The 15,523-nt window shown below is 71.1% G+C and carries 12 protein-coding genes; 6 read left to right on the top strand and 6 right to left on the bottom strand.

What is annotated here, in order from left to right; translation table 11 throughout:
• The first annotated feature begins 49 nt into the window (after positions 1 to 49).
• Together O7604_RS00970 and O7604_RS00965 are read left to right on the top strand one after the other, a co-directional pair.
• Positions 50 to 1,540 carry a phosphatase PAP2 family protein gene (locus tag O7604_RS00970; RefSeq protein ID WP_281578588.1) on the top strand — a complete coding sequence of 497 codons (1,491 nt, stop codon included), beginning with the start codon at positions 50 to 52 and terminating at the stop codon, positions 1,538 to 1,540.
• A gap of 4 nt (positions 1,541 to 1,544) precedes the next feature.
• Positions 1,545 to 2,342, top strand: coding sequence for an endonuclease/exonuclease/phosphatase family protein (locus tag O7604_RS00965; protein ID WP_281578587.1), 798 nt, complete (start codon positions 1,545 to 1,547; stop codon positions 2,340 to 2,342).
• Here the strand turns inward: O7604_RS00965 and O7604_RS00960 are convergent.
• Both O7604_RS00960 and O7604_RS00955 read right to left on the bottom strand, forming a co-directional pair.
• Positions 2,329 to 2,982: a GAP family protein gene (locus tag O7604_RS00960; protein WP_281578586.1), complete on the bottom strand. Its 654-nt coding sequence runs from the start codon at positions 2,980 to 2,982 to the stop codon at positions 2,329 to 2,331. The genes O7604_RS00965 and O7604_RS00960 overlap by 14 nt on opposite strands.
• A 200-nt stretch (positions 2,983 to 3,182) precedes the next feature.
• A complete protein-coding gene (locus O7604_RS00955; protein ID WP_269701070.1) occupies positions 3,183 to 4,145 on the bottom strand; it encodes a TIGR03557 family F420-dependent LLM class oxidoreductase in 963 nt (320 codons plus the stop codon).
• 295 nt (positions 4,146 to 4,440) lie between these two features.
• Between O7604_RS00955 and O7604_RS00950 the strand changes: the two genes are divergently transcribed.
• The gene (locus tag O7604_RS00950) at positions 4,441 to 5,829 is read left to right on the top strand and encodes a cellulase family glycosylhydrolase (RefSeq protein WP_281578585.1); all 1,389 of its coding nucleotides are present in this window, start codon (positions 4,441 to 4,443) and stop codon (positions 5,827 to 5,829) included.
• A gap of 84 nt (positions 5,830 to 5,913) precedes the next feature.
• Here the strand turns inward: O7604_RS00950 and O7604_RS00945 are convergent, their stop codons facing one another.
• The 4 genes from O7604_RS00945 to O7604_RS00930 are packed head-to-tail and all read right to left on the bottom strand — an operon-like array spanning position 5,914 to position 11,342.
• Complete coding sequence (locus O7604_RS00945; RefSeq protein WP_281578584.1) at positions 5,914 to 8,124, bottom strand: alpha-galactosidase; 2,211 nt, start codon at positions 8,122 to 8,124, stop codon at positions 5,914 to 5,916.
• Positions 8,121 to 8,999, bottom strand: a complete 879-nt coding sequence (locus O7604_RS00940) for a carbohydrate ABC transporter permease (RefSeq protein ID WP_281578583.1) — start codon at positions 8,997 to 8,999, stop codon at positions 8,121 to 8,123. The genes O7604_RS00945 and O7604_RS00940 overlap by 4 nt, the downstream gene beginning before the upstream one ends.
• Complete coding sequence (locus O7604_RS00935) at positions 8,996 to 9,952, bottom strand: sugar ABC transporter permease (protein WP_269701063.1); 957 nt, start codon at positions 9,950 to 9,952, stop codon at positions 8,996 to 8,998. Before O7604_RS00935 ends, O7604_RS00940 begins: the two co-directional genes overlap by 4 nt.
• Positions 9,953 to 9,974: 22 nt before the next feature.
• Positions 9,975 to 11,342 carry an ABC transporter substrate-binding protein gene (locus O7604_RS00930; RefSeq protein ID WP_281578582.1) on the bottom strand — a complete coding sequence of 456 codons (1,368 nt, stop codon included), beginning with the start codon at positions 11,340 to 11,342 and terminating at the stop codon, positions 9,975 to 9,977.
• A 243-nt stretch (positions 11,343 to 11,585) separates the two neighbouring features.
• Between O7604_RS00930 and O7604_RS00925 the strand changes: the two genes are divergently transcribed.
• The 3 genes from O7604_RS00925 to O7604_RS00915 all read left to right on the top strand — a co-directional run bounded on the left by O7604_RS00925 (position 11,586) and on the right by O7604_RS00915 (position 15,499).
• Positions 11,586 to 13,595 (top strand): beta-galactosidase, encoded by a 2,010-nt coding sequence (locus O7604_RS00925; protein ID WP_281578581.1) that lies wholly within the window; start codon positions 11,586 to 11,588, stop codon positions 13,593 to 13,595.
• A 34-nt stretch (positions 13,596 to 13,629) separates the two neighbouring features.
• The gene (locus tag O7604_RS00920; RefSeq protein WP_269701059.1) at positions 13,630 to 14,406 is read left to right on the top strand and encodes a DeoR/GlpR family DNA-binding transcription regulator; all 777 of its coding nucleotides are present in this window, start codon (positions 13,630 to 13,632) and stop codon (positions 14,404 to 14,406) included.
• Between the two features lie 103 nt (positions 14,407 to 14,509).
• Entirely contained in the window at positions 14,510 to 15,499 is a 990-nt protein-coding gene (locus O7604_RS00915) for a sporulation protein (RefSeq protein ID WP_281578580.1), read from the top strand.
• The last annotated feature ends 24 nt before the right edge of the window (positions 15,500 to 15,523 follow it).

Genomic DNA, 15,523 nt, shown 5'->3' with positions numbered 1-15,523 from the left:
ACGCCGATCGGGTACAGCGCGCCTCGCAGAAGAACAAGGGAGGTGCGGTGTGACCGCGGTCAAGGAAGCCGGGCGCCGGCCGCTGGGCCATTTCGCCGAACGGAGCCTCGCGGGCCTGCTCGCCGTGGCCGGCGCGGGAGTCGGGTTCGGCGTGCTGCTCATGCTGGTCCGGTTCCGGTGGAGCCCGCTGGGCGACGCCGACCACGCGGTGGCCGAGTGGTTCAACGACCTGGTGGCGCCGCACGGCCCGCTGGTCACCGTGCTCCAGGCGATCACCGACCTGGGCGGACGGCCGGTGCTGATCTGGCTGATCACCATCGCCGTGGTGGGCCTGCTGATCCGCCGCCAGTCCCGGCTGGCGGTCTACCTGATCGTCACCGGCGTCGGCGGGCTGATCCTCGACCCGTCGCTCAAGGCGCTGGTCGGGCGGCTGCGCCCGGTGGTGGACGTGCCGATCGCCAGCGCGCCGGGCAACAGCTTCCCCAGTGGTCACGCGCTCGGCTCGTTCGTCGCGTACGGGGCGCTGCTGCTGGTGTTCCTGCCGGCCATGTCGCCGCGCTGGCGCAAGCCCGCCATCGCCGTCGCCGGCGTGCTGATCTTCCTGGTCGGGCTGACCCGGATCGCGCTGGGCGTGCACTTCGTGTCCGACGTGATCGGCGGCTGGCTGCTCGGCGCGGCCTGGCTGGGCGTCACCGCGTACGCCTTCCGGCTGTGGCGGCGCGAGCGCGGCCGGCCGGTGCCGCCGCTGCGCGAGGGGCTGGAGCCGGAGGCGGGCGAGGACCTGGCGCTCGCGCCGGACGAGGAGAAGGTGCTGGAGCACCCCCGCTCGGCGGTGGCCGAGCTGCTGGTCGGCTGGGTGCTCGTCTTCGGTGTGCTCTACGCGTTCGGCATGTTCGTCAGCTACCACGCCAAGGGCACGTTCTTCGACACGCTCGACACCGAGGTGCCGCGCTGGTTCGCCGAGCGGCACACCGACGCGCTGACCGAGCTGAGCTGGTGGTGGAGCAAGTTCGGTGACACCCACGCCATCCTGCTGGTCTCGCTGGTGTTCTGCCCGATCGTGCTGGCCGTGTGGCGGCGGTGGCGCCCGGTGCTGTACGTGGTGCTGGCGATGTTCGGCGAGCTGAGCCTGTTCCTGGCCAGCGCCCGCGTGGTGGACCGGCCCCGGCCGCCGGTGGAGAACCTGGACGGGCCGATGCCCACCTCGTCGTTCCCGTCCGGGCACATCGCGGCGACCATCTGCCTCTGGGTCGCCATGGCGGTCATCGTGTTCCCGCGTACCGACAGGTGGTGGCGGTGGCTGTTCGTGGGCATGGCCGTGCTGATGCCGGTCGGCGTGGCCACCTCCCGGATGTACCGGGGCATGCACCACCCGACCGACTTCATGGGCGCGATCCTGCTCGGCGCGCTCTGGCTGTCGCTGCTGTACTGGGTGATCAAGCCGAACGCCGACGTGGCCGAGGGCAACCAGCCGGCGATCGAGTCCGAACAGGTGGACGAGCTGGACGACGAGCTGGCCAAGGCCGCCCGGCCGAACTGAGCCGATGCTGCGGTTGATGACCTGGAACATCCGGACCGGCGGGCGGGACGGCGACGGCACCGACCGCCGGGACCGGATCGTCTCGGTCGTCACCGCGCAGCGCCCCGACGTGCTGGCGCTGCAGGAACTGCGCGGCATGGACGCCACGCTGGGCGGGCTGGCCGACCGGCTCGGGATGGCCGCGTACCTGGCCCGCTCCTGCTTCGGTCAGCCGGTGGCGGTGCTGGTCCGCCCGCCGTGGCGGGTGCTGCGCGCCGGCCGGGTCCGCCGCCCGTTCCACCACGCCGCCGCCCGGGTGCAGGTCGCGACCGGCGCGGGCCCGCTCACCGTGCTCAGCACGCACCTGTACCCGTACACGGGTGGGCGGCGGCGGATGGAGGCGGACTGGCTCGCCGCCGCGCTGCGGCGTACCGGGGGAGAGCTGGCGCTGCTCGCCGGGGATCTGAACACGCTGGAACCCGCCGTCGACCACACCGCCCGGCTGGCCGGGCTGGCGACGGCGTACCGGCGACGGCACCTGCGCCGCGACGGCCGTACCGTGGACACCCGCGCGGTGGCCCGGCTGCTCGACGCCGGGCTGGTCGACCTGTGGCCGCGCTCCGGCGGCGACGAACCCGGCGGCCTGACCGTGCCGACCCGGCACGGCGGCGCCGAGTTCGCCGGGATGCGGCTGGACTACCTGCTCGCCACCCCGGCGCTGGCCGATCGGGTACGCGCGGTCCGGGTGGTCCGCGACGGTGACGCCGACTCGGCGTCCGACCACTACCCGGTGCTGGCCGACGTGGACCTCACGGCCGGCTGAACGACCCCGCCAGGTCGGCCACCACGAAGGCCGCGAAGATTCCGATGACGGCCTCGCTGACCAGCCAGGAGTGCCTGTCGGTCCAGGACCGGAAGGCGGGCAGCAGCCGCTCCGCGCGCTCGCCGAAGATCAGCAGCGTGAGCAGCGGCAGGGCCAGCAGCAGCACGGTGAGCGCCACGAACGGCAGCAGGTGCCACCACGGCCGGCCGTGCCCGGCCATGCTGCCCGCGACCGACGCCATGACCAGCTCGTCGCTCGGCACGGCGACGGCGAGCAGCAGCCCCAGACCGAAGGCGTACGCGGGCCGCGGGTCCTGCAACCGGCGCAGCCACCCCGGCGGCCGGTCGCGCCGCCGCCTGCGGAACGTGACCACCATGAGGACGACCAGCAGGCCCAGCACGATCCAGTCGATGAGCCGGCGGCTGCCACCTGCCCCGATGCCGTGCACGGCGGTGTGCCGCAGCACCCGGAAGGCCGCGTACCAGAGCGTTAACGGCCCGAGCACGCCGACTGTCACGCCGGCCAGGAAGGCGGCCGAACTGCGTCGCGGGTGACGGCCGGCGGCGAGGACGACGGCGCTGACGAGCTTCGACCCGGCGACCATCTCCAGCGCCAGCGGCAGCGCGGTCAGCAGGGGCATGCCCCATTCTGGGGTCGCCGTCGCGCGCGCCGGGCCGGGTTCTACAGGACCAGGTTGAGCAGCACGGTGAGCACCACCGAGGCGACGATCGAGAAGAGGATCATCAGCAGGCAGCCGAGCCCGCCCCCGGCGGGACGGATCTCGGTGTTCCCGATACGCATGGCGTCAACTCCTCAGCGGGGGAGGTAGCGGTGCGACTGTCACAGCTCGCGCAGCCGGGGCAGCAGTTCCTCCTGGGCCCAGTCGAGGAACATCGGCTGGGTGTCGCCGCCCACCTGGACCAGCGCGACGTGGGTGAAGCCCGCGTCGACGAACTTCTTGAACGCCTCGACGTGCCGGTCGGTGTCCGGGCCGCAGGAGATGCCCTCGGCCACGTCCTCCTCCCGGACGAACTGGGTGGCCGCGTCGAACGACTCCGGGCCGGGCAGGTCGGCGTTGACCTTCCAGCCCAGGCCGAACCAGCGGAACTGGTCGTGCACGATCTTGCGGCACTCGTCCTCGTCCGGGCCGTAGCAGATGGCCACCTGCCCGTAGCGGGGCCGGCCCGCGCCGCCCGCCTCCTCGTACATGTCGATCAGGTGGGACAGCGGGTCGGTGGCGATCATGGCGTCGGCGTACTCGGCGGCCAGCGTGGCCGACTGCCGGCCGGACGCGGCCACCGCCATCGGCACCGGCCGCTCCGGACGGTCCCAGACGTACGCGTCCGGCACGTCGAAGTGGTTGCCGGAGAACGTCAGCGTCTCGCCGTTGAGCAGCGGCCGGATGATCTGCAGCGCCTCCTCGAACATCTCGTGCCGCTGCTGCACGTGCGGCCACCCGCCCACCACGTGCTCGTTCAGGTTCTCCCCGGCGCCGAGGCCCAGCGTGAACCGTCCGTCCGAGAGCACCCCGATGGTGCTGGCCTTCTGCGCCACCACCGCCGGGTGGTACCGCCGGATCGGGCAGGTCACGAACGACATCAGCTCGGCCCGGCTGGTGGCGTGGGCGACCGCGCCGAGCACCGACCAGGCGTACGGGGAGTGGCCCTGGGACTCCAGCCAGGGGTAGTAGTGGTCGGACATGACCAGATGGTCGAAGCCGGCGGCCTCGGCGCGTACGGCGTGGTCGACCAGTTGCTTCGGGCCGGCCTGCTCGCACATGAGGGTGTAACCGACGTTGACCATGGCACGTCTCCTTCCCGGGCGGATCGTCCACGGATACCCCACTCGGCGCGGGTCAACCCTGCTGTCCGCTTTCGCATTCGTCTCTTAACCGGTTCAGTTCAGGTGGGCACGTCAAGCGGTGTCGCCTCCCGGCCGATCCCGCTTAACCGGTTGCCTCCTGCCTTCCATCGCCCTACGCTGATGCCTGCGTCCGTTCGGGAACCGGGCGGCGACTACCGGGCTCAGTCGCCACCACCTCGTCACCGTCACCGCACCCCCGCTCGGGCACGGGGGAGACCTTCCCCTGAGGACAGCCATGAAGAAACTGCTCTCCGTCGCGGGCGCCGTCCTGCTGACGGCCCTCGCCGCCGTCTTCGCCCTCGGGCAGCCGGCCCACGCCGCCACCGGGTTCTCCGTCTCCAACGGACGGCTCTACGACGCAGGCGGCGTCGAGTTCGTCATGCGCGGGGTCAACCACGCGCACACCTGGTACCCGCAGCAGACCAGCTCGTTCGCCGACATCAAGGCACTCGGCGCGAACACCGTCCGGGTGGTGCTCGCCAGCGGCGACCGCTGGACGAAGAACAGCGCCGCCGACGTGGCGAACGTGATCTCGCTGTGCAAGGCCAACCGGCTGATCTGCGTGCTGGAGGTGCACGACACCACCGGGTACGGCGAGGAGGGCGCCGCCGCCTCGCTGGCGAAGGCCACCGACTACTGGCTGAGCATCGCCGACGTGCTCAAGGGCCAGGAGAAGTACGTCATCGTGAACATCGGCAACGAACCGTTCGGCAACCAGGGTTACAGCGCCTGGACCACCGACACCTCGAACGCGATCAAGCGGCTGCGCGCCGCCGGCCTGACCCACACGATCATGGTGGACGCGCCGAACTGGGGCCAGGACTGGTCGTTCACCATGCGCGACAACGCGGGCACCGTCTTCGCCGCCGACGCGCAGCGCAACACCGTCTTCTCCATCCACATGTACGGCGTCTTCGACACCGCCGCCGAGATCAGCGACTACCTGGGCCGGTTCCGGACCGCCGGGCTGCCCATCGTGGTCGGCGAGTTCGGCTTCAACCACTCCGACGGCAACCCGGACGAGGACGCCATCATGGCGTACGCCCAGGCCAACGGCATCGGCTACCTCGGCTGGTCGTGGAGCGGCAACGGCGGCGGCGTGGAGTACCTGGACATGACGACCGCGTTCAACCCGGCCCAGCTCACCAGCTGGGGTCAGCGGATCTTCAACGGCGCCAACGGCATCGCCGCCACCTCCCGGGAGGCGTCGGTGTACGCGAGCACCACCCCGACCGCCAGCCCGACTGTCAGCCCCACCGTGAGCCCGACGACCAGCCCGACCGTCAGCCCGACCCCGCCGCCGCCCACCACGCCCCCGCCGTCCGGTGGCTGCACCGCCACCTACACCGTCGGCAATTCGTGGCAGGGCGGCTTCCAGGGCGAGGTCAAGGTGACCGCCGGAGCCGCCGCGATCACCGGCTGGACGGTCCGCTGGACGTACGCCAACGGCCAGTCCGTCACCCAGGCGTGGAACGCGAGCGTCAGCAACAGCGGGTCGGCGTACACCGCCCGCAACGTCGACTACAACGGCCGGCTGGGCGCGGGCGCGAGCACCAGCTTCGGTTTCATCGGCACCTGGCAGGGCACCAACTCCACCCCCGCGGTGACCTGCACCCCCGCCTGACCCCCAACCGGTTGATCAAGGAGTTTGTGTCCCGTTCGGACGCCGGCGGTGACACGAACTCCTTGATCACCGGGGTGGGCGGGGTCAGGCCGCGACCACCTCCAGCAGCAGGGCCTGTTCGGGGTGGAGAGCGGGCAGTTGCAGGCCGACCGACCCCAGCACCGAACCGGTCACCGTGATGCCGTCACCGGGCCAGGCCAGCCAGCCCGGCGGGGACAGCTCCAGCATCGCCGGCTCCGGCGCCTCGGCGGGCGGGCGGACCCGGTAACGCCGCTGCGGTTCCAGCCCGGGCAGCCGTACCGGGCCCGGCACCTGCGCCGCGGAGGTGGCGAGCCGGCTGACCGCGTACACCGCATGGGAGCTGTCATGGGCGACCACGCCGTGGGCCTGCACGGCCGGGTCCGGGTGGTCGACCCGGACCACCCGGCCGCCGTGCAGCAGCGGGCGCAGCCGCTTGTGCAGCGCGACCCAGGCGGCGAGTTCGGCCCGCTCGCCGCGCTCGATCGCGCTGATGTCCCACTCGATCCCGTGGTGGCCGAACAGCGCGGTCACCGCGCGGAAGCTCAGGTCGTGCACGCGGTGCGTGGTGTGCGAGCGTTCCGGCCCGATGTGCGTGCCGATCAGTTCCGGCGGCAGCAGCAGGCCGGTCCAGCGCTGGATGGACAGCCGTTCCAACGCGTCGTTGCAGTCGCTGGCCCAGACCCGGTCGGTACGGCGCAGGATCTCCAGGTCGACCCGGGCGCCACCGGAGGAGCAGCTCTCGATCTCGACGTCCGGGTGCCGGGAACGCAGCTCGTCCAGCAGCCGGTAGACCGCGAGGGTCTGCGCGTGCACCCCCGGCCGTCCGGCGTGCCCGGCCTCGGTGAGGTCGCGGTTGTGGTCCCACTTCAGGTACGCGAGCCCGTCGTGCCCGCTCAGCACCGCGTCGAGCCGTGCGAGCAGGTACGCGTACGCGTCCGGGTGGGCCAGGTCGAGCACCTGCTGGTGGCGCCACGGTGGTGGCAGCCGGCCCGGCGCCTGGAGCACCCAGTCCGGGTGGGCGCGGAACAGGTCGGAGTCGGGGTTGACCATCTCCGGCTCCACCCAGAGCCCGAACTGCATGCCGTGCCCGCGTACGTGGTCGATCAGCGGCTGCAACCCGTCCGGCCAGACCTCGCCGTCGACCCACCAGTCGCCGAGCCCGGCCTGGTCGTGCCGCCGGCCGCGGAACCAGCCGTCGTCGAGCACGAAGCGTTCCACCCCGACCTCGGCGGCCCGGTCGGCCAGTGTCCGCAGCCGGTCCAGGTCGTGGTCGAAGTAGACCGCCTCCCAGACGTTCAGCGTCACCGGCCGGGGCGTGCGCGGGTGCGACGGACGGGCTCGCAGGTGGGTGTGCAGCGCGTCGCTGAGCCCGTCCAGCCCGTCGGCCGAGTGGGCCGCGTAGAGCAGGGGAGTGGCGTACTCCTCGCCCGGCCCCAGCACGATCTCGCCGGGTGCGAGCAGCTCACCGCCGCCGAGCGTGGACTCGCCTGTCGGACGGCGCTCGGCGGCGGTGACGTGGTCGCCGCTCCACGCGGTGTGCACCGCCCACACCTCGCCGTGCCGGAACCCGAATCCAGCAGTGCCCGCGACCAGCAGCAGCGTGGCGTCGTGGCCGGTACGGCCGTGCCGTCCCTCGCGTACCCAGGCGCCCATCGGCCACGGGTGCCGCTGCGGGGCGCGTTCCCGGCACCAGCGGCCGGTCAGGTCGAGCAGTTCGGTGGCGACCGCCGGCACCGGCAGTACGGGCGTCAGTTCCCGTAGCTCGTACCGGCCGTCGCCGTCGTTGCGCAGCCGGTGCCGCAGGGTCAGCACACCCGCCGCGTCCAACGTGATCTCGACGGTCAGGCTCAGCCCGGCGCCCGGGTCCGCCGCCCGCACCGTCACCCGCCCGGAGGTAAGGAAGGGCCCCTTCTTAACGCCTGGTGCATGTGAAGGGTCCCCTCCTAACAGGTGGGGCGACGGCGCCGCGAGGTCGTCGTGCACGTCGAGGCCGGTGAGGCGGAACGCCGTCGACCAGTCCCGGCCGTCGCGGTGACCGGCGAGACCGGGCCGCCCGCTCCACCCGGCACTGGCCTCGGGCAGCAGCGACAGCACCGTCGGCGCGTCGAAGCTGCTCGGCACCACCGGCGGCACCGTGGCGTCGACGAGCGCGGGCAGATCCCCGTCGGGCAGCGGGCCGAGGTCGGCGCCCCAGTGCACGACCCGGGGCAGCCCCGGGCCGCGTGCGTCGAGCACCAGGCTGGTCCGCGCGCGGCGCAGGTGGACGATCGTCATCCCTTGGAGGCTCCCAGCGTCAGACCCCGGACGAACTGCTTCTGGAGCAGAAAGAAGATCACCAGGGTGGGGATCGCGACCAGCACGGAACCGGCCGAGACCAGGTTGTTGTCGGTGAAGAACTCGCCGCGCAGGTTGTTCAGCGAACTGGTGACCGGGAACTTGTCGCCGGTCCGCATGAGCACCGTGGCCCAGAAGAACTCGTTGTAGATCCAGGTGACCTCGAGCGTGGCGAGGGCGGCCAGCGCCGGGCGGCACAGCGGCAGCGTCACCTGCCAGTACTGCCGCCACACGTTCGCCCCGTCGACCATCGCTGCCTCGTACAGCTCGTGCGGCAGCGCCTTCATGTAGTTGCTGAGCACGAACACGCAGAAGCCGCACTGGAACGCGACGTTGACCAGGATCAGTCCCCAGTAGCTGTCGTACAGCAGTTCCGAGTCGCTCATCCAGGCCGGCAGCGGTATCTCGGTGAACATCCGGAACAGCGGGATGAGCAGCGCCTGCTGCGGCAGCAGGTTCGCCGCGGTGAACAGGCCGAGCAGCGCGATGTTGAGCTTCCAGCTGAACCGGGCGATCACGAACGCCACGCACGAGGCGAGGAAGAGCGTGAGCAGCACCGCCGGGACGGTGATGTACGCCGAGTTGAGGAAGTGCTTGCCGAACTCGGCGGTACGCCAGGCGGTAACGTAGTTGTCAATCGTCCAGCCGCCGAGCGACACGTAACCGTTGGCGGCGGTGTACTCGTAGGAGCGGAACGAGGTGAGCACCGCCCACAGGATCGGGAACAGCCAGCCCACGGCGACCGTACCCAGGAACAGGTGCAGCGCGACCCGGGCGGGCCGCACGGGGCGGCGGCCGGCGGAGACGGCGGTCATCGCTTGTCCTCCCGCATCACGGTCCAGAGGTAGATGGTGATGAAGACCAGCGAGACGGCCAGCATGATCGTCGCCAGTGCCGAGCCGAAGCCGATCCGGCTCGCCTCGCCCACCACGTTCTGCGTGACCAGCGCGGAGATCAGCTCCAGCCCGTTGCGGCCCTTGTTGATGACCCAGACCAGGTCGAACGCGCGCAGCGACTCGATCACCGTCACCACCAGCACGATGATGTTGATCGGCCGCATCACCGGGAAGACGACCCGGAAGAACGTGCTGGTCTCCGAGGAGCCGTCCACCGCGGCGGCCTCGCGCAACGACGGGTCGACGCCCTTCAGGCCGGCCAGGTAGAGCAGCATGATGTAGCCGACGTGCCGCCAGCCGGCCGCCACCAGCACGGCCCAGATGTTGACGTTCGGGTCGCCGTACCAGTCGGTCTCGCCGCCGAACACGCCGTTGAGCAGCCCCTGGTCGCGGCTGTAGATGAGCTGCCAGACGAAGCCGATGAGCGCCAGCGACAGCACCACCGGCAGGTAGAGCGCGGTCTGGTAGAAGCGGCTGCCGCGGATCTCCTTGTCGAGCAGCACGGCGAGGAACATGCCGAACGGGGTGGCCACCACGAACAGCGCGGCCAGCCAGAGCAGGTTGTTCTGCACCGCGGGGACGAACGGCGGGTAGATGTTCACCACGTCGTCGTAGTTCTTGACCCCGACCCACTCGATCTCGGAGATCGGGCCGATGCCGTCCCAGTTCGTGCCGGAGAGCAGCACCGTCGCCACCGCGGGCAGCCAGACCAGGCCGGCGACGAGCAGCAGGGGTACCAGCACCATGAGCGTGATGACCACGCGGTCGGTGCGGGACAGGAGCCGTAGCCGGCGGCCGCGACCACCCTTGGTGGTGGTCGCGGCCGGCGGCGGCACGGCGCGATCCGCTTGGATCAGGGGCAGGTCGGACATGATGTCCTTCCCCCTTCCGCCGTCAGCTGGTGAAGATCGACTTCTTCTGGTTCTCGATGCTGGTGAGCAGCCCGCTGATGTCCTTCGGGTCCTTGATGAACTGCTGCAGCGCCGGGATCATCACGGTGGAGGCGAAGTCCGGCCGGGTGTCGCGGTCGAGGAACTGGGCGATCTCGGTGGCGGAGCCGACCAGCTCGGCGGCCTTCTTCTGCAGCGCGGTGTAGGCGCCGGTGTCCGCGCCGCTGTTGGCGACGAGCGTGCTCGGGTCGTTCTTGACCGTGATGTCCGCCGCCTCCTTCGAGCCGAGGTACGTCAGCAGCTTCTCCGCCGCGTCCTTGGACTTCGGCTTGCGGGCCATCATGTAGCCGTCGATCGGGGCGTCCAGGGCCTTCGCGCCGATGGTGGAGTCGACCTCGGGGAACGTGAAGAAGTCCAGGTCCTCCAGGTCGGCGCCGCTGAACTGCTGGCCGACGAACAGGCCGAGCAGGTACATGCCGCTCTTCTTCTGCTGCAGCGACTGGGCGGCCTCCTGCCAGGTGCGGCCGAGCGAGTCCGGCTGGTGCAGGGGGAGCAGCCCGGCCCAGGTGTCGAAGACCTTCTTCACCTTGTCGGAGGTCCACGCCTCCTTGCCGGCCATCAGGTCGACGTGGAACTGGTAGCCGTTGATCCGCAGGTTGAGGATGTCGAACGTGCCCATCGCGGGCCAGCCGTCCTTGTCCGCGAACGCGATCGGGTTCAGGCCGTCCTTCTTCATCTGCGCGCCGAGCGTGTTGAGGTCGTCGAGCGTCTTGGGCACCTCGTAGCCGCGCTGCTGCCACACCGACTTGCGGTAGAAGACGGCCCACGGGTAGTACGACGCGGGCACGAAGTACTGCTTGCCGTCGTCGCCTGTGGACGCCTTCTTGAACGCGTCGGAGTAGCCGTCGAGCTTGCCCCACACGTCGCTGAGGTCGCCGGCCAGGCCCTTCGCGGCGAAGAACCGCATCCGGTAGCCGGCGAACCAGGTGAACACGTCGTCCGGCTTGCCCTGCAGGTAGTTGTTGATGTTCTCCTGGAACGTGTTGTGGTCGACCGTGTTGATGTTGACGGTCACGCCGGCGGACGTCTTGAAGCCGTCCATCACCTTGGCGACGACGTCCTTGGGCTTCGGGTCCGACTGGTTCGAGCCGAGCGAGACGCTCTTGGCGTCGCCGCCGGAACCGGAGTCGGAGTCGCCGCAGCCGGCGAGCAGTCCGGTGCCGAGCAGCGCCCCCGCGCCGGCCGCGCCGGCGAGCAGCGAGCGCCGGTTCAGACCGGCGACGGACGGGGGTACGAGCCGGGCGAGGTATTCGGCTTGTGAGCGGGGACGGGACATGGTGCCTCCTGCGTGGAAGAGGTGCGCTGCGCTCATGGACCGTGATCGTTGGCGGTGAGCGGTGTTCGTGTCGGCCGCCGCAGATCCACCGAGAATCCACACGTCCGAACAAAAACAGCCGGTGGCGCTTGAAGCTACCCCCTCGCGCGGCGCTGTCAAGAGGGCAAAAAGGCGTCGCTGTTGCCGGTGCGGCAGGGCAAAGAGCCGGTAAACGTTGGAACTTCAGTCGATGTTGGAAAGTGTTGACTTGGGTGCTGTTCGGGGGCAACCTCTGCTGTCATGCGGAACTGGCACGGTGAGGGCATCTGGTACGGCGCCGACTACAACCCGGAGCAGTGGCCTGAGCAGACGTGGGCCGAGGACGTCGACCTCATGCGACGGGCCGGGGTCAACCTGGTCTCGGTCGGCATCTTCTCCTGGGCCCTGCTCGAGCCCACCCCCGGCCGGTACGTCTTCGACTGGCTGGACCGGGTGATCGACCTGCTGCACGACGGCGGTATCAGCGTCGACCTGGCCACCGCCACCGCCAGCCCGCCACCGTGGCTGGCACACCGGCACCCGGAGACGCTGCCCCGCCGGGCCGACGGCACGGTGCTCTGGCCCGGCGGCCGGCAGGCGTACTGCCCCAGCTCGCCGGTGTTCCGGGACCACTCGCTCGCGCTGGTCGAGGCCGTCGCCCGGCGATACGCGCGGCACCCCGCGGTCGTGCTCTGGCACGTCTCCAACGAACTCGGCTGCCACAACGTGCACTGCTACTGCGACGTCAGCGCCGAGGCGTTCCGCGGCTGGCTGCGCGAGCGCTACGGCGACCTGGACTCGCTCAACGCGGCCTGGGGCACCGCGTTCTGGAGCCAGCGCTACCACGACTGGGCCGAGATCAACCCGCCGCGTACCGCGCCGACGTTCGCCAACCCCACGCAGCAACTGGACTTCCTGCGGTTCTCCTCCGACGAGCAACGCGCCCAGCTGCGCGCCGAGCGGGAACTGCTGAACCGGCTCGTCCCGCAACCGGTCACCACGAACTTCATGATCGGCACCGGCATCAAGTACCTGGACTACCACTCCTGGGCCGCCGACGTGGACGTGGTCGCCAACGACCACTACCTCACCGCCGCCGACCCGCAGCCGCAGGTCAACCTCGCATTGGCCGCCGACCACACCCGGGGCGTCGCCGGTGGCGCGCCGTGGCTGCTGATGGAGCACTCCACCAGCGCCGTCAACTGGCAGCCCCGCAACGTGGCGAAGACGCCCGGCCAGATGCGCCGCAACAGCCTCGCCCACGTCGCGCGCGGCGCCGACGGGGTGCTGTTCTTCCAGTGGCGGGCCTCCCGGGCCGGCGCGGAGAAGTTCCACTCCGCGCTGGTCCCGCACGCCGGGCCGGACACCAAGGTGTTCCGCGAGGTCTGCCGGCTCGGCGCCGACCTGCGCGCGCTCGCCGAGGTACGCGGCAGCCGCGTCGACGCCGACGTGGCGATCCTGTTCGACTACGAGGCATGGTGGGGCGCCGAACTCGACTCCCACCCCAGCGTCGACGTCGCCTACACCGACCGGCTGTCGGCGCTGCACGCCGCGCTCTGGCGGGCCGGGGTGACCGCCGACGTGGTGCACCCGTCGGCCGACCTGTCCCGCTACCGGCTCGTCCTGGCGCCCACGCTCTACCTCGTCCGCGACGCCGACGCCGACGCGCTGCGCCGCTTCGTGGAGGCCGGTGGCACCGCAGTGGTCACCTACTTCAGCGGCATCGTCGACGAGCACGACCACATCCGGCTCGGCGGCTACCCCGGCGCGTACCGCGACCTGCTCGGCGTACGCGTCGAGGAGTTCTTCCCGCTGCGGGCCGGCGAGACGGTACGCCTCGACGACGGCGCCCACGCCGACGTGTGGACCGAGTGGCTGCACGCCGAGGACGCGGAGGTGCTGGCCGCGTACACCGACGGGCCGCTGCCCGGCGTGCCGGCGCTGACCCGCAACGCCGTCGGCGCGGGCACCGCCTGGTACGTCGGCACCCGCCTCGACGACGAGGCCACCGACCGGCTGGTTTCCCGCCTGCTCGACGAGACCGGCGTCCGTCCACCGGTGAGCGCGCCGCCCGGGGTGGAGGTGGTCCGCCGCCGCTCGGCGGACCGGAGCTGGCTGTTCGTGGTCAACCACACCACCGAGCCGGCACGGCTGGCGGTCAGCGGCGTCGAGCTGCTCGGCGGCGTCAGGTGTGACGGCACCCTGGAGGTGCCGGCGGGTGAGGTGGCGGTGGTCCGCGAGGAGCCCGCACCGGTGCCCGCGACCGCCTGACCGGTACGTGGCCGTTCGCGCCGAGGAGGTCCCCATGCTCGCCCAGCAACGGCAGAGCGCCATCCTGGAGTTGATCCGCCAGCGCGGCGGCGTCCGGGTCTCGCACCTGGTCAGCCGCTTCGGGGTGTCCGACATGACGATCCGCCGCGACCTGGAGGTGCTCGCCGACCGCGGCCTCATCGACAAGGTGCACGGCGGCGCGACACTGGCCGGGCCCGGCTCCACCGAGGAGCCCGGCTTCGCCGCCAAGTCCGTCCGGCAGCAGGCCGAGAAACGCGCCATCGTGGAGCGGGCCGCCGACCTGGTCGAGCCGGGGATGGCGGTCGCGCTCTCCGCCGGCACCACCACCGCCGCGCTGGCCGCCCGGCTGGCCGAGGTACGCGGGCTGACAGTGGTCACCAACTCCATCCCGGTGGCCGACGCGCTCTACCAGAACCCCCGCGCCGACCAGACGGTGGTGCTGACCGGTGGCATCCGTACCCCGTCGGACGCGCTGACCGGCCCGGTCGCCGAGGCGGCCATCGCCGCCCTCAACGTCGACCTTCTCTTCCTCGGCGTGCACGGGATGAGCCCGCGTACCGGGTTCACCACGCCCAACCTGCTGGAGGCGGCGGTGAACCGGCGGCTGATCGGGTCCGCGCGGCGGCTGGTGGTGCTGGCCGACCACACCAAGTGGGAGACCATCGGCATCGCCACCATCGCACCGCTGGAGGAGGCCGACGTACTGATCACCGACGGCGGCCTGCCGCCGGAGGCCCGCCGGCAACTCGGCGAGCAGGTCGGCGAACTGGTGGTGGTCCGGGCGGACTGAGCCCACGGCGTGCCTCACAGACAGTTCTCAGCCCTGCCGTCTAGGGTGCCCTGACGAAGCGTCCGACGGTCCATGTCGGAGTGCCGTTCAGCGGGAGTGACCGATGGTCTTCAAGAAGATGTTGAGCGCGTTCGGCGTGGGTGGCCCGAGCGTCGACACGGTGCTCACCAACCCGAACACCCGGCCGGGCCTGACTCTGGACGGTCACGTCAACCTGGTCGGCGGCGACAGCCCGGCGCGGATCGAGCAGATCAACCTCGGCCTGGTCACCCGCGTCGAGATCGAGGGTGGCGACCACGAGTACGCGGGCGTCATGGAGTTCCACCGGCTGCCCGTCAGCGGCGCGTTCGAACTGGCGCCGAAGCAGCAGCTGTCGATCCCGTTCCAGATGCCGGTGCCGTGGGAGACCCCGATCACCGACGTGTACGGCCAGCGCCTGCGCGGCATGACCATGGGTCTGCGTACCGAACTGGCGGTCGCCCGCGCGGTCGACAAGTCTGACCTGGACCAGGTGTCTGTGCATCCGCTGCCGATCCACGAGCGGATCCTGGAGGCGTTCCAGGCGCTCGGCTTCCGGTTCAAGAACGCCGACCTGGAGCGGGGCCACATCTACGGCGTGCCGCAGACGCTGCCGTTCTACCAGGAGATCGAGTTCTTCGCCGCGCCGCAGTACGCGCAGACGGTCACCGAGGTCGAGCTGACGTTCGTGACCAGCCAGCAGGGCGTCGAGGTGATCCTGGAGTGCGACAAGCGCGGCGGCTTCCTCAGCGCCGGGCACGACGTCATCGGCCGTTACTCGGTCCCGCACACCGACGCGGCCCGTACCGACTGGGTGCAGGTCGTCGACGGCTGGCTGCGGGAGACCACCGGCCGCTACGGCAGCATGCGGGCCCAGGGCTTCGGCATGCCGCACGGAGGCGGCCACGGCTACCCGGGTCATGGCTACGCCGGCCACGGGCGGCGCGGCCCGGGCATGGGCGGCATGGTCGCGGGCGCCGCGCTGGGTGTCGCCGGCGGCATGATCGCCGGGGAGATGATCGAGGACGCGTTCGACGGCGGCGGCGACGACTTCGGGGACTTCGGCGAGGAGTGAGCACACGCGACGACGCCCCCGGGA

The organism is Micromonospora sp. WMMA1947, assembly GCF_027497355.1.
In the GTDB taxonomy this organism is placed as follows: Bacteria; Actinomycetota; Actinomycetes; order Mycobacteriales; family Micromonosporaceae; genus Micromonospora.
This window is presented reverse-complemented; position numbering and strand designations above follow the sequence as displayed.